At 69.6% G+C, this 23,246-nt stretch carries 11 protein-coding genes; all 11 read left to right on the top strand.

All coding sequences use genetic code 11. The features are described 5' to 3' along the window. The first annotated feature begins 126 nt into the window (after positions 1 to 126). Genes PI246_RS13425 through PI246_RS13375 form a run of 11 tightly spaced genes read left to right on the top strand, consistent with a single transcriptional unit; the run spans position 127 to position 23,041 of the window. Positions 127 to 6,666 carry a polyketide synthase gene (locus tag PI246_RS13425; RefSeq protein WP_320551813.1) on the top strand — a complete coding sequence of 2,180 codons (6,540 nt, stop codon included), beginning with the start codon at positions 127 to 129 and terminating at the stop codon, positions 6,664 to 6,666. Continuing rightward, positions 6,663 to 12,893 (top strand): non-ribosomal peptide synthetase, encoded by a 6,231-nt coding sequence (locus PI246_RS13420; protein ID WP_320551812.1) that lies wholly within the window; start codon positions 6,663 to 6,665, stop codon positions 12,891 to 12,893. Before PI246_RS13425 ends, PI246_RS13420 begins: the two co-directional genes overlap by 4 nt. Before the next feature lie 23 nt (positions 12,894 to 12,916). Then, positions 12,917 to 14,047: a glycosyltransferase family 2 protein gene (locus PI246_RS13415; RefSeq protein ID WP_320551811.1), complete on the top strand. Its 1,131-nt coding sequence runs from the start codon at positions 12,917 to 12,919 to the stop codon at positions 14,045 to 14,047. Next, the gene (locus PI246_RS13410) at positions 14,041 to 15,150 is read left to right on the top strand and encodes a polysaccharide deacetylase family protein (RefSeq protein ID WP_320551810.1); all 1,110 of its coding nucleotides are present in this window, start codon (positions 14,041 to 14,043) and stop codon (positions 15,148 to 15,150) included. The genes PI246_RS13415 and PI246_RS13410 overlap by 7 nt, the downstream gene beginning before the upstream one ends. Beyond that, the gene (locus tag PI246_RS13405; RefSeq protein WP_320551809.1) at positions 15,138 to 16,400 is read left to right on the top strand and encodes an O-antigen ligase family protein; all 1,263 of its coding nucleotides are present in this window, start codon (positions 15,138 to 15,140) and stop codon (positions 16,398 to 16,400) included. The genes PI246_RS13410 and PI246_RS13405 overlap by 13 nt, the downstream gene beginning before the upstream one ends. A gap of 1 nt (position 16,401) precedes the next feature. Beyond that, a complete protein-coding gene (locus tag PI246_RS13400) occupies positions 16,402 to 17,757 on the top strand; it encodes a phenylacetate--CoA ligase family protein (protein WP_320551808.1) in 1,356 nt (451 codons plus the stop codon). After that, positions 17,754 to 18,872 carry a glycosyltransferase gene (locus PI246_RS13395; RefSeq protein WP_320551807.1) on the top strand — a complete coding sequence of 373 codons (1,119 nt, stop codon included), beginning with the start codon at positions 17,754 to 17,756 and terminating at the stop codon, positions 18,870 to 18,872. Before PI246_RS13400 ends, PI246_RS13395 begins: the two co-directional genes overlap by 4 nt. Then, positions 18,869 to 20,038: a glycosyltransferase gene (locus tag PI246_RS13390; RefSeq protein WP_320551806.1), complete on the top strand. Its 1,170-nt coding sequence runs from the start codon at positions 18,869 to 18,871 to the stop codon at positions 20,036 to 20,038. The genes PI246_RS13395 and PI246_RS13390 overlap by 4 nt, the downstream gene beginning before the upstream one ends. Next, on the top strand, positions 20,035 to 20,673 hold the full coding sequence (locus tag PI246_RS13385) for a polysaccharide deacetylase family protein (protein WP_320551805.1): 639 nt from the start codon (positions 20,035 to 20,037) through the stop codon (positions 20,671 to 20,673). The genes PI246_RS13390 and PI246_RS13385 overlap by 4 nt, the downstream gene beginning before the upstream one ends. Then, positions 20,670 to 21,839, top strand: coding sequence for a glycosyltransferase family 4 protein (locus tag PI246_RS13380; protein WP_320551804.1), 1,170 nt, complete (start codon positions 20,670 to 20,672; stop codon positions 21,837 to 21,839). The genes PI246_RS13385 and PI246_RS13380 overlap by 4 nt, the downstream gene beginning before the upstream one ends. Continuing rightward, the gene (locus tag PI246_RS13375) at positions 21,836 to 23,041 is read left to right on the top strand and encodes a hypothetical protein (protein WP_320551803.1); all 1,206 of its coding nucleotides are present in this window, start codon (positions 21,836 to 21,838) and stop codon (positions 23,039 to 23,041) included. Before PI246_RS13380 ends, PI246_RS13375 begins: the two co-directional genes overlap by 4 nt. The last annotated feature ends 205 nt before the right edge of the window (positions 23,042 to 23,246 follow it).

Genomic DNA, 23,246 nt, shown 5'->3' with positions numbered 1-23,246 from the left:
GCGACGCGCGGCGACGATGGACGGGACGCCATCGGGTGCCGGCTCGCCACCGTGCCGCCGGCTGGCCGTCCGGCCTAGGCCGCTCTGCCGAGCCCGGACCCGGACGGCGACGTCGGAGCGCGCGCGATGAGCCACGAACGCATGCCTTACGACGCGACCCTCGACCTCACCGTGCATGGCCGCTTCCGGCGCACCGCGAAGGCGTTCGCCGATCGCACCGCGATCGCTTCGGACGCCGGTACCCTCACCTACGCGCAACTGGACACGCGTAGCGACGCGCTCGCGGCCGAGCTTCTCGCCCGAGGCGTTGCGCCCGACAGCTACGTGGGCCTGGCGATGGACCGCTCGCCCGACGCGATCGTCGCCATCTTCGCCATCCTCAAGGCCGGGGCCGCCTACCTGCCGGTCGACACGCGCTGGCCCGACGAACGGTTGGCGTTCGTGCTGGATGACGCGCGGGTGAACGCGGTGCTGTGCAACGAGCCGTCCGGCCTGACTGGGCGGGTACCCCTCGCGCGACGCACGGTGATCGCGGCCGACGTCTCGACACGGCCTGGCACCTCGTCGTCCACATGGCGTCCCGATCACCATAACGGTGAAACGGTGGCCTATGCCATGTTCACCTCGGGTTCCACGGGACAGCCAAAGGGTGTCGAAATCCGGCACGCATCGATCCTGCGCCTGGTGCTCCGCTCCGACTTCATCGATTTCGACGCCCCGCGCTTCCTCCATGCCGCGCCGTTGGGCTTCGATGCGTCGACACTGGAAATCTTCGCGCCGCTGCTCAACGGCGGCGCGTGCGTGATACACGATGCCTGCGTGCCCACGGGCGCCAGCATCGCCGATGCCGTCCGTCGGCATGGTGCCGATCACGCGTGGCTCACCGCCGCCTTGTTCAACGCCATCGTCGACGACGACCCGCGACACCTCGCCAGTCTGCGCTGTGTGCTGACCGGTGGCGAGGCGTTGTCGGTACCCCACGTGCGCAAGGCGCTGGCTGCCCTTCCCGACACCACGCTCGTCAACGGCTACGGCCCGACGGAATGCACCACGTTCGCCACCACCTACACGATCCCTCGCGACCTGCCGGCCGATGCCGCCACCGTGCCCATCGGCACGGCCATCGGGGAGACATCGCTGTACGTCATCGACGGTGAGCTTTACGTCGGCGGCACGGGCATCGCAAAGGGATACCTCAACCGGCCGGAGCTCACGGCCGAGCGGTTCATCGCGTCGGCACACGGCAGGCTCTATCGCACCGGGGACCTCGTGCGGCAACGCGACGACGGCGCCTTCGAATTCATCGGACGTCGGGACGGCCAGGTGAAGATCCGCGGGCACCGAATCGAAACCGGCGAAATCGAAGTGGCGTTGCGTGCCCTGCCTGGCGTCGCCGATGCCGCCGTAGCGGCCCGTGACGGATACCTTGGCGAGAAACGCCTCGTCGCGTGGTACGTCGCGCGTGACGCATCGCTCGATGCCCGGGGCCTGCGCGAACGGCTTGCGGCACGGCTGCCCGATTACATGCTTCCCACGGCGTGGATGCGGCTGGATACCATGCCGATCAATGCCAACGGCAAGCTCGACCGGCACGCGCTGCCGGACCCGGGCGCGGAAAGGCCGGCACTGGCCGAGCCCTACAGCGCCCCGCAAAGCGCGACCGAAGCCCGGCTCTGCGCGATCTTCGCCGATACGCTGGGACTGGCACCGGTGGGCCGCGACGACAACTTCTTCGACCTGGGCGGCAGTTCGCTGCTGGCCACCAAGGCCATGGGACGCATACACGCGGACCTGTCCCGCACGCCGACGCTGGTCGGGTTTTTCGACCGGCCGACGCCCGCGGCGCTGGCGGCGCTCGTCGAGGGCCACGAGGCGCCGACACTGGCCGGGCGCCTCACCGAATGCGAAGCCGCCGTGGGCGAATCGGTCGCCATCGTCGCGATGGCGGGTCGCTTCCCCGGCGCCGCCGACGTGGAAACGTTCTGGGAGAACCTCTGCGCGGGTCGCGAGTCGATCCGCGTCTTCGGTCCCGATGAGCTCGATCCGTCGATCGGCGCGGAACGCGACGAGCCCGGCTACGTCGCCGCACGCGGCGTGCTCGACGGCGTCGACGCGTTCGATGACGCGTTTTTCGGCATGACCCCGCGCGAGGCGGAACTGACCGACCCGCAACAGCGGATGTTTCTCGAACTGTGCTGGGAGTGCCTCGAACGCGGCGGCTACGTACCCGACCGTCATGACGTGCCCGTCGGCGTGTTCGGCGGCATGCATAACGCCACGTATTTCCAGCGCCACCTCGCGGGACGCCAGGCGCTGATCGACACCCTCGGCGCATTCGCGGTGATGCTCGGCAACGAGAAGGATTACCTCGCCACGCGCGTGGCGTACAAGCTCAATCTCACCGGCCCGGCGGTCAGCCTCAACACCGCCTGTTCCACGTCGCTGGTGGCGATCGCCCAGGCGTTCGATGCCCTGCGGGCCGGGCGGTGCGGCATGGCCCTGGCCGGTGGCGTGTCGATCGCCTGCCCGCCGCAAAGCGGGTACGTGGCACAGGACGGTTCGATGCTGTCGCCCGACGGCCATACCCGCACGTTCGACGCGCGGGCCGGGGGCACCGTGTTCAGCGACGGGGCCGCCGTGGTGCTGCTAAAACGGCTTTCCGATGCGTTGCGCGACGGCGACACCGTGCACGCGGTGATCCGTGGCGTGGCGGTAAACAACGACGGCGCCGCTAAGGCCAGCTTCACCGCGCCCCACGCGGCCGGCCAGGCCGCTGTGATCACGATGGCGCTGCGCGATGCCGGCGTGAGTGCGCGAGACATTTCGTACGTCGAGGCACACGGTACCGCGACGCCGCTCGGCGACCCGATCGAACTCGACGGGCTGACCCAGGCCTTTCGCCAGTACACCGACGACGTCGGCTTCTGCGCCATCGGCTCGCTCAAGAGCAACGTCGGTCACCTGGTGATGGCCGCCGGCGCCGCGGGCGTGATCAAAACCGCCATGGCGATGAGCGAACGCCGCCTGCCGCCGTCGTTGCATTACACCGTGCCCAACCCCCGGCTAGGGTTGGACACCTCGCCGTTCATCGTGCAGTCGTCCCTGCGGCCATGGCAGACCGCGTGCACCCCGCTGCTGGCGGGGGTGAGTTCCTTCGGCGTCGGCGGCACCAACGCCCACGTGATTCTCGGCGAGGCGCCGCCACGCGCGCCGTCGGACCCTGCCAGCGGCAGCCAGTTGCTCGTACTCTCCGCGCGAAGCCCGGCGGCGCTGGCGACGTCTGCCGCACGGCTCGCCGACCACCTCGCCGCGCATCCGCAATCCAACCTCGCCGACGTCGCCTGGACGCTCGGCGTGGGGCGCAAGGCCTTCGCACGGCGCTGCCACGTCGTGGCAGGATCGACCGATGCGGCGGTCACGGGCCTTCGCGACATCGCCGCGGCGTCCACCGGCCGCGGCTGCCAGGATCCGCGCCCTGACGTGGTATTCCTCTTTCCCGGCCAGGGATCCCAGTACAGCGGCATGGGCCGCGAGCTGCACGCGACCGAACCGGTCTTCCGCGCCGCCTTCGACGAGGTCGCCACGCTGCTGCGCGACGCACTCGGCGTCGACCTGCGCGAGCGGCTGTTCGACAGCGATGACGAGGCGCTGAAGGCCACCGCGCTGACCCAGCCGGCGACGTTCGCGCTCGAGTATGCGCTGGCGCGACTGTGGATGAGCATCGGCGTGCAACCAGCCGCGCTCATCGGCCACAGCGTCGGTGAATTCGCCGCCGCGGCGATCGCCGGCGTCTTTACGCTGGCCGACGCCGCACGCCTGGTCGTCCGCCGCGGGCGCCTGATGCAGGCGCTCCCGGCCGGCGCGATGCTGTCGATACGCCTGGGCGCCGCCGAACTCGTCGCACGCCTGCCGGCGAATCTGTGCCTGGCCGCCGAAAACGCACCGAACGCGAGCGTGGTGTCCGGCCCCCACGGTGACATCGCGCGGTTCCGGGCCGCCCTGGAAGCCGACGGCGTGGCCTGTCGCCCGTTGCATACCTCGCATGCGTTTCACTCGTCGATGATGGATCCCGCCGTCGGCGCGCTTCTGGCCGACATCGCCGGGATGGCGCGGCGCGCGCCATCCATCCCGGTGATCTCCACCGTGACCGGCCGCCCGCTCACCGACGACGAGGCGATGTCGGCCGACTATTGGGCGCACCAGCTACGTCAGACGGTACGATTTTCGACCGCCCTGTCCTTCGCGCTCGAGAACACCCGGCATGTGTTTGTCGAGGTCGGGCCGCGGGCCAGTCTCACCCACCTCGCGCGGCAACACGCGCAAAGCCGTGGGCGGCTCGTCGTCGCCTCGCTGGATGCCGATGCGGGCGCCGAACGGCGCGTCTGGCTCGACGCCGTCGGCACGCTGTGGAGCGACGGTGTCGACATCGACCTCGGCGTGCTCGATCACCGGAGTCATCGGCGGCGGGTGCGCTTACCCACCTATCCCTTCGAGCGCAAGCGGCACTGGATCGACGCCCGCATCCCGGCATCGGTCACGGCGATCGCCGCCGCGCTTCCCCTCGACACGTCGTCCGCGCCACCCGCCCTGCCCGCCGTACCGGAGCCCCCCATGCCCATCGCCCTCGCGTCTTCCCGCACGCAACGCCTCACGGAAGAACTTTTTGCCCTTTTCGAAGACGTGTCGGGGAACGAACTCGGCGGTGTCGACGCGAACGCACACTTCGTGGAACTCGGGCTGGATTCGCTCGCATTGACCCAGGTGGCGCTGCAGCTGCAGAAAACGTATGCGCTGAAGATCCCCTTCCGCGAACTCATGGACGGCTGTTCGTCGTTCGCGGCGCTGGCGGCGCATATCGATCGGCTCCTGCCGCCCGAGGCGACGGCGCCCGTCGCGGTGCCGGTGGCGACGATCGCCGACCGCGCGCCGCTCACCGCCGCCGCGTCGGCGAACCTGGTGCAGGACGTCATCGCGCAACAGATGCAGGTGATGCAGGCACAACTCGCCTTGCTGTCCGGCCACGCCGCCATGCCAGAAAAGGCGCCCGACGCCAGCATGGCGACGCGGTCGATGCCTCTTTCGTCGCCCGGGCGTGACGACGACGCGAAAGCGCTCGAACACACCCGCTACGACGTCAAGAAAGCCTTCGGCGCCATCGCCCGCATCCACAGCGGCGTGACGGAACTGACGGCGCGGCAGCGTGCACGACTGGACGCCTTCATGCGTCGCTACATTGAACGCACGAAGGCGTCCAAGGCCTACACGAGCGAGCATCGCGATCACCTGGCCGATCCGCGCGTGGTGAACGGGTTCCGTCCCCTGCTGAAGGAAATCGTCTACCCGATCGTCGTCGAACGATCCAAAGGGGCCAAGGTCTGGGATCTGGACGGCAACGAATACGTCGATGCCCTTAACGGCTTCGGCATGAACCTGTTTGGCTGGCAGCCCGACTTCGTGCTCGACGCGGTGCGTGCGCAGCTCGATGCGGGCTACGAGATCGGACCGCAACACCCGCTCGCCGGCACGGTGGCGAAGCAGATCTGCGAACTCACCGGCTTCGATCGCGCGGCCCTGTGCAACACCGGTTCGGAAGCCGTGATGGGTTGCGTGCGCGTGGCCCGCACGGTCACCGGCCGCGACACGCTGGTGATCTTCACCGGCGCGTACCACGGCATCTTCGACGAGGTGATCGTCCGTGGCACGAAGAAGCTGACCTCGGTACCCGCCGCGCCCGGTATCCTTCGCAACACTGCCGAGCACGTGCTCGTACTCGACTACGGCACGCCCGAGTCGCTGGCGATCATCCGCGAGCGCGCCGACGAGATCGCCGCCGTGCTCGTCGAGCCGGTGCAGAGCCGACGCCCCGATTTCGCGCCGGTCGAATTCCTGCGCGAACTGCGCGCCGTCACCGAGGCCTCCGGCGCACTGCTGATCTTCGACGAGGTGGTCACCGGCTTCCGCTCGCACCCCCGCGGCGCCCAGGCGGTGCTCGGCATCGACGCGGACATGGCTGCCTACGGCAAGGTGGTCGGCGGCGGCTTTCCCATCGGCGTCATCGCCGGGCGGCGTCGCTTCATGGATGCGCTCGACGGGGGCGACTGGCGTTTCGGCGACGATTCGGTGCCGACCGTGGGCGTGACCTACTTCGCCGGCACGTTCGTGCGCCATCCGCTGGCGTTGGCCGCCGCGCACGCCGTGCTTACGCACCTGGCGACGCACGGCCCCGCGCTGCAGGAGGCGCTCAACGCCCGGGTGGCGGCCATGGCCACCACGTTGAACGCGTTCTGCGCCAGCGTGGGCGCGCCGATGAAGATCGTGCATTTCGCCTCGGTGTGGAAGACCCAGTTCACCGAAGACCACCCGATGCAGGACCTGCTCTTCGCGATGATGCGCAGCCGCAGCATCCACATCCTCGACCACTTCCCGTGCTTCTTCACCACGGCTCACCAGGACGCCGACATCCAGGCGATCGTGGATGCCTTCCGCGACTCGGTGCTCGAGATGCAGGAGGCCGGCTTCCTGCCGCGCCGGCAGGAGGCGCGGCCGCTCGACGCCGCGCAGCCGCCGGTGCCCGGCGCGCGGCTGGGCAAGGATCCGGACGGCCGCCCTGCATGGTTCGTCCCCCATCCGGACGCTCCCGGCAAATACCTGAAGGTGACCGCATGACACCGCACGAAGGGGCCGCCGCCACGGCGGTCGACTACGATCCGTTCGCCGGCTCGCCGCCCTCGCCGGCGGTGCCGACGACCGCGGCACAGCGCGAGGTATGGCTGGCGTCACGGCTCGATCCCGAGGCGTCGCTGGCCTACAACGAAGCGATCCACCTCACGTTCCGGGGCGTGCCCGACCTGCCGGCCCTCGAAGCGGCGTTGCAGGACGTCGTCGATCGTCACGACGCGTTGCGCGCCACGTTCAGCGAAGACGGCGAACACCAGTTCATCACTGACCGGCTCCTGCTGCCGCTGGTCACCCATGACCTGTCGCGCCTGCCGCCCTTCGACAGCGACGCGCGACTGATGGCCGCCTGGTCGCGCATCGTCACGACGCCGTTCGACCTGGTCGACGGACCGCTGGTGCGTGCGGACCTTTTCCGCCTGGCGGACGACCGCCACATCGTGACCCTTTCGGCCCACCACATCGTGTGCGACGGCTGGTCGTTCGGCGTGATCGTGCGCGACCTCGCCGCGCTCTACGCGCACCGGACGGGCCAGGGAGCCATGCCGCCACCGGCGAGCGCGTTCTCGACCTTCGCACGGCACGAGGCGGCCCATGCCGACACCGTGGAGGCGCGTGACGACGACGCCTACTGGCTGCGACGCCTTGCCGGCACGCTGCCGGTGCTCGACCTTCCCACCGATCGTCCGCGACCGAGGCGCCGTCGCTTCGCCTCGCGCCGCGAAGACCGCACGATCGCCTCCGCCGAACTCGCCGCCATCCGCCACCTCGGCGCGCGTCACGGCGCGAGTCTGTACGCCACGCTGCTGGCCGGCTTCGCGCTGCTGCTTCGACGGCTCACCGGGCAGGACGACGTGATCGTCGGCATCCCCACGGCCGGCCAGGCGGCCGACGGGCTGGATACTCTCGTGGGCCATGCGGTCAACGTGCTGCCCCTGCGCGCGCGGGTGACCGGCGACCTGACCTTTTCCGCGCTGCTGCGCACGCTTCGCGGCGACCTGCTCGACGCCTTCGGGCACCAACGGACGACGCTGGGCCACCTGCTCGGCCAGCTCGCCCTTCCGCGCGACCCGGCGCGCCTGCCACTGGTCAGCGTGCTGTTCAACCTCGACGCGTGCATGGACGACACCACCGCGCGCTTCCCCGGGTTGCGCTTCGACGTGGCGGCGGTGCCGCGCGAGTACGAGAACTTCGAGCTGTTCGTCAACGCGGTGCAGACCGGCGATGGCCTGCGCCTGGAGTGCCAGTACAGCGCCGAACTGTTCGACGGCGCGACGGTGCAGGGCTGGCTCGATGCCTACGCGACGCTGATGCGCCACGCGGCGCTCGCGCCCGATGTACCGGCGATGACGCTGCCCCTGGTGTCCGACGCGGTCTACCGCGAACTGGCCGCCCTTCAGCCAGCGCCGACGCCGTTTCCCGAACTGCGCCTCGCGCACGAATTCTTCGAACGCCAGGTCGATCGCGCCCCGGAGCGTGCCGCCGTCCGCCATGCCGACCGTACGCTCAGCTACGCCGCGCTGGAATCGCGGGCCAACCGCGTCGCCAATGCCCTGCGCGACCGTGGTATCGGCCACGGCGACCTGGTGGGACTGTGCGTCGGCCGTAGCGTCGACATGCTTGCCGCCGTCCTGGGTACGCTGAAGGCGGGTGCCGGCTACGTACCGCTCGACCCGGCGTTTCCGCCCGACCGGCTGGCCTTCATGGCCACGGATGCCGCGCTGGCGGCGTTGCTGGTCGACGACCGCACGCCGGTACCCTTCGCCTTTCCCGGCGGCCGCGTGATGGCGCTGGACGGTGACGAGGTGGCCGCCGCGTCGTTCGAACGTCCCGAACGCGACCGCCGCGCGGCCACGCCGGATTCGGTGGCCTATGTGATCTTCACCTCCGGCTCGACCGGTCGCCCCAAGGGGGTGCGCGTGCCACACCGCGCGGCCGCCAACTTCCTCACCGCGATGCAGCGCGTCCCCGGCATTGCGCCGGATGACCGCCTCGTGGCCGTCACCACGCTGTCCTTCGACATCGCTTTCATGGAGCTGCTGTTGCCGCTGACCAGCGGGGCGGAAGTGGTGATCGCCGGGCGCGACGACGTGCGCGACGGTGCGCAACTGCGCCGGCTCATCGAAGACAGCGACGCGACCATGATGCAGGCCACGCCCGCCGGCTGGCGCCTGCTGGTCGAGGCGGGCTGGCAGGGCCGCCCGGCGTTTCGCGCGGTGTCGGGGGGTGAGCCGCTGCCCGTGGATCTGGCCGAGGCCCTGCTCGAACGTTGCGGCGAGGTCTGGAACGGCTATGGCCCCACCGAGACCACCGTGTACTCGACGTTCTGGCGGGTGTCCGACCCGCGGTCGGGCATCTACATCGGTCGCCCGATCGCCAATACGACGGTGCACGTGCTCGACGACCACGGCATGCCGTGTCCGCTCGGCGTGCCCGGCGAACTGTACGTCGGTGGCGCGGGTGTGACGCTGGGTTACCTCGATCGCCCCGATCTCACGGCAGAACGCTTCGTGACCGATCCGTGGTCGGACATGCCCGACAGCCGCATGTATCGCACCGGCGACAAAGGCCGCTGGCTGTCCAACGGCTTGCTGGAGCACCTTGGCCGCCTGGATTTCCAGGTGAAGGTGCGCGGCTACCGGATCGAGCCGGGTGAAATCGAAGCCGCGCTCGCCGACTCGCCCGACCTCGCCCGCGCGCTGGTCATCGCCCGCGAGGACCGCCCAGGCGACGTGCGACTGGTGGCGTACGTGGTGGCGCGACCCGGCCGCACGGTCGACGAAGACGGGCTGCGTGGCCGCCTGCGCTCGCGCCTGCCGGACTACATGCTGCCGCAGCACATCGTGGTGCTCCCGGCCATGCCGCTTCTGCCCAACGGAAAGACCGACCGGGCGGCGCTGCCACCGCCGATGGCACCGTCTGCCACGGAGCGCGGCGAACGCATCGCGCCCCGCGGCGACGCGGAACGGCGTGTCGCCGCGGCGATGGAAACCGTGCTGTGCCTTCCCGACCTCGACGTGCGCGACGACTTCTTCGCCCTGGGCGGGCACTCCTTGCTCGCCGCGCAACTCACCGCCCGGCTGAACCGTGAGTTCGGCGTCTCGTTATCGTTCCGCACGCTGTTCGACGCCCCCAGCATCGAACAGTTGGCCGCCACCCTCCAGACGCTCTCGGGCCATGAAGCCGAGGCGGTGGAGCCGATCGTGGCGCGCGAGACGCAAGACCGCGCACCCCTCTCCTTGATGCAGCGGCGCCTGTGGGCGCTGGAGACCATGCAGCCGGGCCGCGTGACCTACAACGCGCCCTCGGCGCACCGCCTGCGCGGCCGGCTCGACGAACACGCCTTCGAGATGGCGTTCCAGGCGCTCATACAGCGCCAGCCCGCGATGCGGACGGCCTTCCAGGAGCATGACGGGGAGATCGTGCAGGTGGTGCAGCCCCGGCTCGAGCATCGCCTGTTTCCCGCGGAGGACCTGAGCCATCTCGCCCCGCCTGAGCGCGAAGCGCGACTGATGGCGCGCCTTCAGCAACTCACCGACACCCCGTTCGATCTCGGCGTGGCACCACTGTTCAGCGCACGCCTGTTCCGCCTCGCCGACGACGAACACGCCCTGTTCTTCATGCCGCACCACATCATCTGGGACGGCTGGTCGTTCGACATCTTCTGCAACGAGCTGTCGTCGCTCTACCGGGCGTTCGCCGCCGGCGATGCCTCGCCGCTCGCCCCGCTTGCCGTCACGTATGGCGATTTCGCCCAATGGCACACGCGGTGGCTCCAGACGCCCGCGTTCGAGGCGCAGCTCGACGTCTGGCGCGATCGCCTGGCCGGCATGGGCGCCATTCGCCCCTTGCCGACGGACCATCCGCGCCGTCCGGGTATGTCAGGCCTGGGACGCACGCAGTGGATACGCGTCGACCGCGATACCACTCAGGCCCTGCACGAGGTCGCCCGGCAAGCCGACGCCACGCTCAACATGACCCTGCTGGCCCTGTACTACGCCATGTTGTCCAGCTCCGCCGGCCAACGCGACCTCGTGGTGGGCACGCCGGTGCGCGGACGCAACCAGCCCGAACTCGAAGCGGTGATGGGGTATTTCAACAACCTGCTGCCGTTGCACGTGCATGTCGACCCGTCGCTCTCGTTCGTGGAATTCGTGCGGCAGGTCAAGCGTATCGCCCTGGATGCGTTCGGCCACCCGGACGTGCCCCTGGAGTACCTCCAGCGCGAACTGAAGATCGGGCATGGCAGCGGCGCCACGCTTTACCAGGCGCTGTTCTCGTTCCAGGATGCCCGCCAGCGCACGATCGACTGGGGCGGTCTGGCCCATGAGCAGATCCTGCTGTTCCAGAGCGCGGCCACCGAGGACATGGGGCTTTGGTTCCTCGAGAACCACGCCGGCATGGTCGGCGGTGTGACGTACAACGCTGACCTGCTGCGCGACGACACCGCGAGGCTCATGCGCGAACGCTACCTAGGCATGATGCACACGGTCATCCGCGATCCGTCGATCGCCGTCGGCTGCCTCATCGCCGCGACCGGCGACGAGCGCGACCGCATGCGCGCCTGGAACGCCGATCCCACGGACGCTCCCCGGAATGTTCTCGACGCGATCGATGCCCATGTCGCGGCCTCGCCGGGCGATGTGGCCCTTCGCCTCGATGGCCGCGCGGTCACATACGCGACGCTGCAGGCGCACAGCCTGCGGCTGGCCCGGGCAATGATCGAGCGCGGCGCACGCCCGGGGCGTACCCTCGGCCTCTGCGTGGCGCCCGGCGAAACCCACCTCATCGCGCTGCTCGCGGCGATGCGTACGGGCGCGACGGTGCTGATGCTCGACCGCGCCGCGCCCGCGGCGCACCTGCGCGACGTGGTCACAGACGCCCGTGCGACCCTGATGGTCGGCGACGCCGCGCTCGAAACGCTGCTCGACTGGCCCGCCGATTGCGCAGTATGGACCGACCGCGCGATCGGCGACGACGGCGATCCGATGCCCCGTCCCGCCGTCGCCGACGAGGCGCCGCTGATCGCGTGGTACGGCGTCGGCGCCGACGCGCGTGCTCGGGGGGCGGCGCTTTCATGGAACGCCACCGCGCGTCTGGTCGACGTACTCGGCGGCCTGGTCGCGCCGTCACCCGGGCAAACCGTGTCGGGTGACGCGTCGCCGGCCGATCCGTTTTCGGTGCTCGCGCCACTCGTCGCGCTGACGCGTGGCGCGACCTGGGTGGGCGACAGCCCCCATGGCCGTGCGGACGTCCGGGTCGTCTGTGCCGGTCCGATGCCCCGGCTGGAACGCGGGCAGGAGGCATGGCACCTCTTCGGCGAAGCGTCGGTGGCGCCCGTCATCACGCTCGGCCGAACGGCCCTTGATGGCGAAGGCGTGCACGAGGGTCGCCCGATGCCTGGATGCGCCACGTCGATCGTGGACGACGACGGCGAGCCGTGCCCCATCGGTGCGGCGGGTGCCATCGTGGTGAGCGGCCCGGCGATCGCCCAGCCCTTCGGCCGGCGAGCCCACCCGCAACACGGCGCCTCAGGCACGCATGCCACCGGCTATAGCGGGCGTTGGCTCGGCGCGGGGCGTGTACAGGTCCTTGGACGCGACGGCCGCCGTGTGCGATGCCACGGCATGGACATCGAGCCGGCGGCGATCGAGACCGCGCTGCTCGCGCGGCCGGGTATCGTCAAAGCGCTGGCGGTCGCCCGCCACGACACCGCCGGCACCGTGCGCGTGGACGCCTACGTGGTCGGCGCGCCCGGGATACCGGTAGACGCCGCGCAACTTCGGGCGGCCCTGGCGGACACGCTCCCGTCGTGGGCGATGCCCACCCACCTCGCGGCGCTGGAGGCCTTTCCCCTCCTTCCCCATGGCGAGATCGACACCGACGCACTGCCGCTGCCTGCACCGGTCGGCACGGACGCCGTGGACCACGACCTCACGCCTCGCACCGACCAGGAACGCCTGCTCGCGTCGGTATGGCAGGAGCTGCTCGGCATGCCCCGCGTGCGTACGAGCGACAACTTCTTCGACGTCGGCGGTCATTCGTTGCTGGCGGTGGACATGGCCACGCGCGTGCACAAGCTCACCGGGATACCGATGAACCTGCTGGACATCGCCAACGGCACGCTCGGCACGCTCGCGGCGGATCTGGCGGCCACGCCGCCCGCGGCATCGACGAAGCCGCGTGGTTTCTTCGGTCGCCTGCTGCACCGACGTTGACCGATACGACGGGGGATAACGCCATGACCCACATCGCCTGGTTCCTTTGCTGGTCGTCCGCGGTCCTGCTGGTCCACGTCTTCGTGGGCTATCCGGCGCTCGTGGCGTGCCTGGCGCGCCTGCGTCCCTTGCGGATCGAACGGCGCGCGGCCGTGCCGAGCGTGACCGTGGTGATCGCCGCGCACGACGGCGCAGCCTGGGTACGCGCCAAGCTGGCCAACCTGCGCGCGCTGGACTATCCGCAGGGGAGCATCGAGATCGTGCTGGCCTGCGATGGCTGCACCGACGACACCGCGGCGCTGGCCCGGCGCGTCGTCGACGCACGGCTGCACGTGCTCGAGTTCGCGGTACGCCGGGGCAAGGCGGCCTGTCTCAACGACGCCGTCGCCGCCGCGCGTGGCGACGTGATCCTCTTTACCGACATCCGCCAGCGCCTGGCCCCGAGCGCGCTGCGCGAACTGGTGGCGAACCTCGCCGACCCGTCGGTGGGCGTGGCCGGTGGCGAGTTGCACATGGAAAACGTGCGAGGCAGCTTCGCCCAGGGCGTGGATACCTACTGGCGCTACGAAAAGGCCATCCGCCACGCCGAAAGCCGGTCCGGCTCGACCATCGGCGTGAGCGGCGCGCTGTACGCGATGCGCCGCGACCTGTTCGAGCCCCTGCCCGCCGGCACCGTGCTCGACGACGTGCTGGTGCCGATGCGCGTGGCCGCGCGCGGTTACCGGGTGATCGTCGAGCCGCGCGCCATCGCCTGGGACCAACCGTCCCGCCATCCCCAGGACGAGCGCCGCCGCAAGATACGCACCCTCGCGGGCAACTACCAGTTGGTGCAACAGGCACCCTGGTTACTGATGCCGTGGAGCAACCCACTGTGGTTTCGCTTCGTGAGCCACAAGGTGCTGCGCCTGTTCGCGCCCTGGTTGATCGTGGCCTTCACGGTCGGTTGCGGCCTGCTGTTCAACCGCCACCCGATGTACGCGTCCGGCTTTCTCGGCGTCGTCTTCGCCGCGTTCGCGGTCGCGCTCGCCCGCCTTCGCCCCACCCTGGGCCGGTGGCTGCCGCTACGCATCGCGGTGGCCTTCTTTTATCTCAACCTCTTCGCGGCACAGGCCCTGGTCGCCTTCGCCCGCCATCGAAGGCTGCATCTATGGTGACCGACCCGACCGCCCGCGGCGCACCCGGCATACGGGGCCGGCTCGGCGAGCTCTGCTACGCCAGCGGCCTGCTGCACTCGCTGCAAAAGGTGCGCGCGTGGTGGCAGCACGACCTGCGCATCCTCGCCTACCATCGGGTCATGCCGCTGCCCGATCCGGCGACCTACCCGTTCGACCTGGAACTGATCAGCACGCCGCCGCACGAGTTCCGCGAGCAGATGAAGCGGATCAAGCGCCATTTCCGCCCGATGCGGCTCACCGACGTTGCCGCCGCGCTCGATGCCGGGGAGGCGCTGCCGCCGGATACCGTCGCCGTCACGTTCGACGACGGGTACGACGACAACTACCACGTCGCCGCGCCGATCCTCGACGAGCTGGGCGTGCCCGCGACGTTCTTCGTATCGACCGGGCACATCGACAGCGGCAGGCCCTACGCCTATGACTGGCTGGTGCACATGATCCTGGTGACCGGGGCCCCGCGCCTCGCGCTCCCGGAACTGGGCATCGACGTGCCGATGCCCCGCGAACGGCCGCTGCGCCGCCGCCTCGCCGGCCAGGTGCTGCTGCGCATGAAGTGGCTCGACGCGCTCGGCCAGAGCGCGATGACCGAACGGCTGGAAGCGGAATGGAACCTGCCATCCGCCGACGCCCGCCCCAGGCAGTGCCGGCCCATGACCTGGGACCAGATCCGCGCCATGGAACGCGCCGGACTGGAGATCGGCTCGCATGGCGTGCACCACCGCATGCTGGCCCGCCTGCCGCTGGACGAGATGACGCGCGAGATCCGCCAGTCCAAGGCGACGCTCGATCGCGAGCTGGCCCAGCCCGCGATACTCATGTCGTATCCCGTCGGCGGGGACCGTGCCTACAACGACGCGGTGATCTCCGCGACGCGCAACGCGGGGTTCCGGCTTGCATGCAGCTATGTCTGCGGCACCAACGCGGAACCCTCGGAAAACCGCTATGCGCTCCACCGCCTGCCCGTGGAAAGCACCATGGGTCCGGGCTGGTTCGCGGCGATGCTCGCCCTGCCGCAGTGGATGACTTACCCGACCGTCGCCCACGAGGTGCGCGGACCGCAGGACGCCCCATGTTCCCCCTGATCCTCGTCTACGTGGTGCTCACCATCATCCGGCCGCAGGACTACGTGCCGGGACTGGACCTCGTGCCGATCCTGCCGGCGGTGCTGGTGCTGGCGTTCCTGGCCTGGCTGTTCTCCGGATCGAAGACCTTCGAGGCGCCGCAGTTCGTGATCCTGCCGGCGTTCCTGTTGATCCTGATGGTGTCGCAGGTCACCAACGGGTGGAGCGGCGGCGCCCTGGACGAACTCACCCGCTTCGGCCCGGTGGTGATCGCCTTTTTCGTGTTTGGCGCGGCATGCACCACGCAGCGCCGCGTGAGCGTGGCCATGGCGGTGTTCACCCTCTGCGCCGTCGTACTCGCCCTGCACGGCGTACAACAGGCGCGTACGGGCATGGGCTGGACGGGCATGCCGATCGGCGAAGGCGGGCGCATCCAGTACGTCGGTATCTTCAACGACCCCAACGACCTCGGACTGCTCTTCGTCGCAACACTGCCGATGGCGATGTTCCTCGCGCGTCCCGGGCGGGGCGTGGCGCGCGTCTTCTGGCTGGGCTGTGCGTCGCTGCTGCTTTACGGCACGTACCTCACCAATTCGCGCGGCGCGATGCTTGCCGTGCTGGTGGTCGGGGGAGGCTACCTCTGGTACCGGCGCGGCCTCGTCACGGCCGGCTTGCTCGGGGTCGTGGGGCTAGCGGCGATGAAGGTGCTGTCTTCGCGCATGGACGAACTCGACGCGGGGGAAGAGTCCGCCGCCGGCCGTGTCGATGCGTGGTATGCCGGGCTGGAGATGTTCCGCGACCATCCCTTGTTCGGCGTGGGCGCGGGCAACTTCACCGAATACAACGAACTGACCGCGCACAACTCGTTCGTGCTCGTACTGGCGGAAACCGGCTTCGCGGGCTTCGTGGTGTGGCTGGCGTTCGTGGGCTACGGCTTCTGGATGATGCTCACGGTGGTCCGTCACCGTCCGCCCGAGACGCCGGCCGCCCAGGTCGCCGCGGCTTGGGTGGCCGAGCGGCAGATGGCGCTGACGCTTCTGCTGTCGCTGTGCGGCCTGTTTTCGGCCGCGTTCTTCCTCAGCCGCAGCTACATGGTGGTGCTCTACCTCATCGCGGCCATGGTCGCCGGCTATTACGTCGGCGCCCGTCGCCGCTGGCCGGACCTGCCCGTGTTCCGACTCGCCGACGGCGGCTGGCGCTGGCTACCCGCCGGCGCCTGCGGCGTCGCCTTCATTTTCGCGCTCGTCGCCGTGCTGCTGCGGACTACCTGACATGAGCTTCTACGCCCGCGCCCTTCGGCACGTCATCTGGCCGGCCTACGAAGGCGGCCTGCGCCGTCGCGGTACGCCGGCCCACATGCGCCGCTACGAACGCGACCAGTGGCTCGCGCCCGACGATCTGCGCACGCTCCAGTTCGAGCGGCTGCGCCGGCTGATCCATTGGTGCCATCGCGAGGTGCCTTACTACCGACGTCGCTGGGACGCGCTCGGCATCACACCCTTCGACATCCGCCGGCCGGAGGACATCGCCTTGCTGCCGGTACTGACCAAGGCCGACATCCGCGACAACTTCGAGGACATGAAAGCGGTGTCGTTGAAGGATTCGCTCGCCTATAAGGCTACCGGCGGATCCACCGGCGAGCCTCTGCGTTTCGGCTTCACCCGCGAGAGCAACGACCGCCGCGTGGCCGTGATGTGGCGCGGGTACGGCTGGGCCGGTTCGCGCATGGGACGGCGCACGCTGTTCCTGTGGGGTGGTCCGGTCGGCACGCGACGCCGTGCGCAGGCCTGGAAAGACCGTGCCTACGACGCGGTGTTCGCGCGACGGATGCTCGACAGCTTTCCCATGAGCGAGTCGAACATGGCCGATTACGCTGACGCGATCGACGCCTACCGGCCCGAGGTGATCGTGGGTTACGTCGGTCCGCTCGTGCGCCTGGCCGAGTGGCTGCTGGCCACCGGGCGACGCGTGGCAACGCCAGCGTCGATCATCGGGGCCGCCGAAGCGTTGCATCCGTTCCAGCGCGAGATCATCCAGCGCGCCTTCGGCGCGCCGGCCTTCAACACCTACGGTTGCCGCGAGTTCATGCTCATCGCCTCCGAGTGCGAACACCGCGATGGGCTGCACGTGAACGCCGACCATCTGATCGTGGAGACGTTGGGCGACGACGGGTCGCCCGTACGCCACGGCAGCGGCGAGGTCGCGATCACCGACCTGTTCAACCACGGCATGCCGTTCATCCGCTACGTCAACGGCGACATGGCGACGCCGCGGGCGCGACGCTGTGCGTGCGGGCGCGGGCTGCCGATGCTCGATGCCGTGGACGGCCGCAAGCTCGATGCCATCCGTACGCCGGATGGGCGGATCCTCCCGGGCGAGTTCTTCCCGCACATGCTGAAGGACGTTCCCGGGCTGACCCGCTTCCAGCTGGTGCAGCGCCAACTGGACCGCCTGGACCTGTCCATCGTGCGCGGCCGCGCGTTTGACGACGCCTCGCTCGACTACATCCGGCGCGAAGTCACCCGCGTGCTCGGCGATCGCGCCTCGTTGCATTGCCACTTCGTCGACGACATCCCCCTCACCCGCAGCGGAAAGCTGCGGGTCACCGTTTCGGAGCTTGTCCCGTGAACCTCACCCACTTCGTGGAGAACCTCAATCGCGGCGGCCTGGAGCGGATGGTGCTCGACCTCGTGAAGGCCCAGCATGCTCACGGCGATCGCGTCCAGGTGGTATGCCTTTACGACAGGGGCGTGCTGGCCGACGAGCTCGACGCGCTGGGTATTCCGGTGCATGCCTGCGGCAAACGCGACGGACTTGACCTGCGCGCGATCGCGCGCGCGCGGCTCCACCTCGCCGCGCACCGCACCGAGGTGCTGCACACGCACAACGCCGTCGCCCATTACCAGGCGGTGCTGGCCGCCGTGGGGCTGGGCATCCGACAGGTCATCAACACGCGGCACGGCATGGGCGCGGCGCGGAAGCCGGGCCGACGCGAATGGTTGTTCCGCCGGGCCATGCGGTCGACCGATACGGTCGTGACCGTTTGCGAAGCCGCCCGTGCCGACGCCATCCGCCTCGGCATCGCACCGTCGGCCAAGACCTGCGTGGTGCCCAACGGTATCGTCGTGGATCGCTTCGACCTCGCATCCGACACCATGCACGAACGCCTGGCACGCATGATCAACGTGCCGGTGGGCACGCGCATCGTCGGCACCGTGGGCCGGCTCAACTGGACCAAAGACCACGCCGGGCTCATCCGTGCGTTTCGTGCCGTGCGTCGCCAACGTCCGGACACCGCCCTGGTGATCGTGGGCGACGGCGAACTGCGCGACGCCTTGCGGCATATCGCGTTCGACGAAGGCGTGGCCGGCAGCGTGCACTTCCTGGGCGATCGCGGCGACGTGCGCGAGCTGTTGCAGGGCATGGACCTCTTCGTGCTGTCGTCGGTCACCGAGGGCTATTCCATGGCGCTGCTCGAGGCCTGCGCCACGGGCCTGCCGATCGTGGCCACCGACGTCGGCGGCAACGCGGAAATCGTCCGCGACCGCCGCACCGGCCGTATCGTGCCCGCGGCCGACCCGACGGCCCTGGCCGAGGCCATGCGCGAGATGCTGCACGCCACGCAGCAGGCGTCCGGGCTGGGCCAGGCCGCAAGGGCGTGGGTCGAAACCCACGGCTCGCTGGAACGGATGGCCGCGCGCTACGGGCAACTCTATTTCGGCGGCGTGGAAACCTGCCCATGAAAGTGCTGGTGATCACCAACCTGTTTCCCACCCCGTGGGACCCCCGCCGCGGCACGTTCAACCGCCAACAGTTCCAGCGCCTCGCCCGGCGCCATGCGGTACACGTGCTGACCGCCGTGGATTTTCGCGAACGCCTCGGCCCACGCCAGGCGGACGCGAACGTGCCGGGCATCCACACCGACCATTTCACGTTCTACCACCCCCCGGGCGTGGGCAGGTGCCTCAACGCGGTGTGTTTTTTCCTGTGCGCCCTGTGGCAGCGCGGCCGTGCCCTGCGCGCCGCGCGTTATGACGTGCTGCTGGCCAGTTGGGCCTTTCCCGATGCCGTGGCCGCGGGCTGGATCGCGCGACTGTTGGGCATCCCCTACGTGGTCAAGGTGCACGGCAGCGACCTGAACGTGCAGGCCCAGGCGCGTCTTCGCCGGCCCCAGGTCCGCCAGGCCATGCGCCATGCCGGCGGCGTCGTGGCGGTGAGCAAGGCCCTCGCGGCGAAGGCCGTGGCGCTCGGGGCGCCCGCCGCGTGCGTGGAGACCGTCTACAACGGGGTGGACGCGTGGCTGTTCCATCCCGGCGACCGCGCCGCCGCGCGCCGCAAGCTCGGGGTGCCACCCGAGGTGCCCCTCGTGCTCTATGTCGGCAACCTGAAAACCAGCAAGGGATGCCACGACCTCGTCAGCGCGTTCCCGGCGCTGGCCGCGCGCCACCATGACGCGCGGCTGGTCTTCGTCGGCGACGGCCCCGATCGTGCGAGCCTGGCGGCCGCGGCGCGGTCAGTCTGTGGCGAGCACGTGCGTTTTCAGGGCGCGTGCGAGCACGCGGCGCTGGCCGACTGGTTTCGCGCCGCCGACCTGCTCTGCCTGCCCAGCCATAACGAAGGCGTGCCCAACGTGGTGCTCGAAGCGATGGCCTGCGGCACGCCCGTGGTCGCCACGGCCGTCGGCGGCATTCCCGAAGTGTTGCCTGCCCTGGCGGGCATCCTCGTACCCCCGCGCGATCCGCGCCGCCTGGGCGTCGCGTTGGTCGACGCCCTGGAGGGTCGCTTCGACGCCCACGCCATCGCCGCCCACGCCGCCGCCTTCCGCTGGGACGACAACATCGACCGTCTCGAACGAATGCTGGAGCGGGTCGCGGCACGCCCATCACTGCGCATGAGCGCCAACGCATGATCCGCCGGCCGAAAAAGCACGACCTCCTGGGCCTGCTGCCCGATACGCTGGTGCTGACCCGCACGCGCGACAGCGCCTTGCGCTATCTCACCTTCGACGACGGACCGGACCCCGAGCACACGCCGGACCTGCTCGACGTCCTCGCCCGCCACGGGGTGAAGGCGAGCTTCTTTCTGGTCGGCGAGAAGATCGAGGCCTACCCGGCGATCGTCGCGAGGATCGTCGCCGAGGGGCACATGGTCGGCAACCATTCGTACAGCCACTGGTCGTTCGCCCGCATGGATATCGCAAAACAGCTTGAGGAGGTGTATCGCACCGACGCCTTGCTGCGCCGCTTCGACGACCGTCCGCATCACCGCATGCGACCGCCGAGCGGCTACGTGGGCGCGCGCCTGTTCATGCACTTCGCCGCACACCGGCGCAGCCTCGTCTACTGGTCGTACGACAGCCTCGATTACCAGGACCGCCCCGTCGACGATCTCATCGCCCGCCTGCTCGATCAGCCCCCCGGGCCCGGCGATATCGTGCTCATGCACGACGACAGCGACAAGGCCGCGCGAGCCCTCGACCGCGTGCTGCCCGCGTGGCACGCCCGCGGCATGCGCTTCGCCGCGCTGCCGGGAAATGCGCCATGAACATTCTTTATCACCATCGCACGCGGGGCCGACACGTGGAGGGTGTGCATATCCGCGGCATCGTGCAGGCGCTGCGCGAACTGGGCCACCGCGTGGCGGTGATGTCGTTTCCCGGGGCCGACCCGGAGCGCGAGCCGGACGAGCCCTCGGGCGGCGGCACGCCGGGACGCGTCGCGACATGGGTGACGCGCCTGCCGGGCGCCGTGTTCGAACTCTTCGAACTGCTCTACAACGCGGTGACCGTGGCGCGGATGGCCTGGGCGTGGCGCCGCGGCGCCCCGTCGCTGGTCTACGAGCGCTATTCGCTGTTCCTGTTCGCCACGGTGTGGCTCGCGCGACGGCGCGGCGTGCCTATCGTGCTGGAGATCAACGATTCGGCCCTGGTCGACCGGGTGCGCCCGCTGACCATGAAAGGCGTGGCCCGCCGCATCGAACGGTGGTGCCTGCGCCACGCCACGGGCCTGGTATTCATCTCGACCTACTTCCGCGACCAGGCCCGCGCGGCGTATGGCGACATCGCCCCTTCGGTGGTGTCGCCCAACGCGGTCGACCTGCCCCGTTTCGACCCGGCGCGCTTCGACCGCGCCAGCCTGCGCCGCGAACGGGGCCTGGAAGGACGCACGGTGTGCGGTCATATCGGTGCGTTCGCGCACTGGCATGGCATGGACGCCTTCATCGACGCCATCGCCCACCGGCTGGCGGAGGCCCCCCACCTGGCCCTTGTCTTCGTGGGCGACGGCAAGACCCTGCCGGCCGTGCGCGAGCGCGTGGCCGAGCGGGGGCTCGCCGATCGCGTGCTTCTGCCGGGACGCGTCCCCCACGACGCCGTCGCCAGCTGGATCGCCTGCATGGACTATGCCGTCCTGCCGAATTCCAATCACTACGGCTCGCCCATGAAACTGTTCGAATTCATGGGAATGGGAGTGGCCGTGGTGGCACCCGACTATGCGCCGGTGGCGGAAGTGATCGACGACGGGCGGACCGGCTGGCTGTTTCCGCGCGGCGACGACGCCGCGTGCGTGGAGCGCGTGCTCACCCTGGCTTCCCTGGGTGACGAACGGCGCCGCGTGGGCGAGGCCGCGCGTGCCTACATCGCCAGCGAACGGCAGTGGCGCAACAACGCCGAGCAGTTGCTGACGCTGGTGCCGGGCGGAGCCGCCGCATGATCCTGCTCGCCGCCGGGCTGCTCGCCGTGGCCGCCGCCGTGGTCCTGGCGATCCGCGCGCGCAACATGCAGTACTGGCTGTGGGGCTATCTCACCCGCGTCCGCCCACCGCGGGTGCAGGGTCCGGTGCACGTGCTGTTCTGCTTTGTCGACCACTTCGAGCCTAACTGGGGCCGGGTCGACCTGCCTACCCAGCGGCGGCGCGTGGATCGCTGGTGCCACGACTACCGTGCCATGGCGTCGCGCCATCGCGATGCCGACGGGCGCGTGCCGCAGCACAGCTTCTTTTATCCGGAAGAAGAGTACCTGCCCGAGCACCTCGACAAGCTCCAGGCGCTCTGCGCCGACGGCTATGGCGAGATTGAAATCCACCTGCATCATGACAACGACACCCCCGAGAACTTCGTCGCGACGATCGACCGCTTCAACCGTCTGCTGCACGAGCGGCACGACGCCCTGCCGCGCGATCCGAAGACCGGTCAGCTGCGTTTCGCCTTCATCCATGGCAACTGGTGCCTGGACAACTCGCGTGCGGATGGTCGATGGTGCGGCATCGACAACGAACTGGTGCTGCTACGCGAGCTGGGCTGCTACGCCGATTTCACCCTGCCCTCCGCGCCGAGCGAGACGCAGACGCGGATGTCCAACGCCATCTACTACGCGACGGACGATCCGCACCGACCGAAATCGCACGATACCGGCGTCCGCATGCGGGTAGGCGGTCAACCCAGCGGCGACCTGCTGATCATCCAGGGCGTGCTCGGGCTGAACTGGAAACACCGCCGCTTCGGTGTCATTCCGCGCATCGAGAATTCCGATGTGCGTCGCGGCTGTCCGCCCACCCGCGATCGCGTCGACCAGTGGGTTCGCACCGGCGTGCATGTGCAGGGGCGTCCCGAATGGGTCTTCGTGAAGGTGCACACGCACGGCACGCAGGAGCGCGACATGGACACGCTGCTGGGCAAGCCGGTCGACGACATGCATGCCTACCTGGAATCGCATTACAACGACGGCACGCGCTACGTGCTGCATTACGTGACGGCGCGTGAGATGTACAACATCGCGAAGGCCGCCGAAGCCGGGCGCGTCGGCAATCCGAATCGCTACCGCGATTTCGAGCTGGGCAAGCCGGGCAACGGGGCGGTGCGGCAGCCCCAGGACATGGGAGCGTCCGAAGTCCAGGACGACACCGCCTCGCGTTGATCGGGTAAGAGCGGACGGTGTCCGCGAATGCTCTGCTCGCCTTGGGCTGGCTACCGCCGGATCGTCGATGCGATCGGCTCCCGCCCCTGCGGTAGCCGGGTGCTCGCGTGACCGGATGTCCACACGATGACCTTCGTTGTCATCGATAAGCCATTCTGGCCGAAAAAGCCTATCGATCCCCTGGTGCGCCGCGTCAGCCGACTTC

The sequence above is a fragment of the Luteibacter sahnii genome (assembly GCF_034063545.1).
Classification (GTDB): domain Bacteria; phylum Pseudomonadota; class Gammaproteobacteria; order Xanthomonadales; family Rhodanobacteraceae; genus Luteibacter; species Luteibacter sahnii.
Note: the sequence above shows the minus strand (reverse complement) of the source record. Positions and strands in the feature narration are given on the sequence as shown.

What these genes read in the sequence shown, in the direction of transcription:
- PI246_RS13425 (WP_320551813.1), top strand. Translation starts at nt 127, where the DNA reads ATGAGCCACGAACGCATGCCTTACGACGCGACCCTCGACCTCACCGTG.
- PI246_RS13420 (WP_320551812.1), top strand. Translation starts at nt 6,663, where the DNA reads ATGACACCGCACGAAGGGGCCGCCGCCACGGCGGTCGACTACGATCCG.
- PI246_RS13415 (WP_320551811.1), top strand. Translation starts at nt 12,917, where the DNA reads ATGACCCACATCGCCTGGTTCCTTTGCTGGTCGTCCGCGGTCCTGCTG.
- PI246_RS13410 (WP_320551810.1), top strand. Translation starts at nt 14,041, where the DNA reads ATGGTGACCGACCCGACCGCCCGCGGCGCACCCGGCATACGGGGCCGG.
- PI246_RS13405 (WP_320551809.1), top strand. Translation starts at nt 15,138, where the DNA reads ATGTTCCCCCTGATCCTCGTCTACGTGGTGCTCACCATCATCCGGCCG.
- PI246_RS13400 (WP_320551808.1), top strand. Translation starts at nt 16,402, where the DNA reads ATGAGCTTCTACGCCCGCGCCCTTCGGCACGTCATCTGGCCGGCCTAC.
- PI246_RS13390 (WP_320551806.1), top strand. Translation starts at nt 18,869, where the DNA reads ATGAAAGTGCTGGTGATCACCAACCTGTTTCCCACCCCGTGGGACCCC.
- PI246_RS13385 (WP_320551805.1), top strand. Translation starts at nt 20,035, where the DNA reads ATGATCCGCCGGCCGAAAAAGCACGACCTCCTGGGCCTGCTGCCCGAT.
- PI246_RS13380 (WP_320551804.1), top strand. Translation starts at nt 20,670, where the DNA reads ATGAACATTCTTTATCACCATCGCACGCGGGGCCGACACGTGGAGGGT.
- PI246_RS13375 (WP_320551803.1), top strand. Translation starts at nt 21,836, where the DNA reads ATGATCCTGCTCGCCGCCGGGCTGCTCGCCGTGGCCGCCGCCGTGGTC.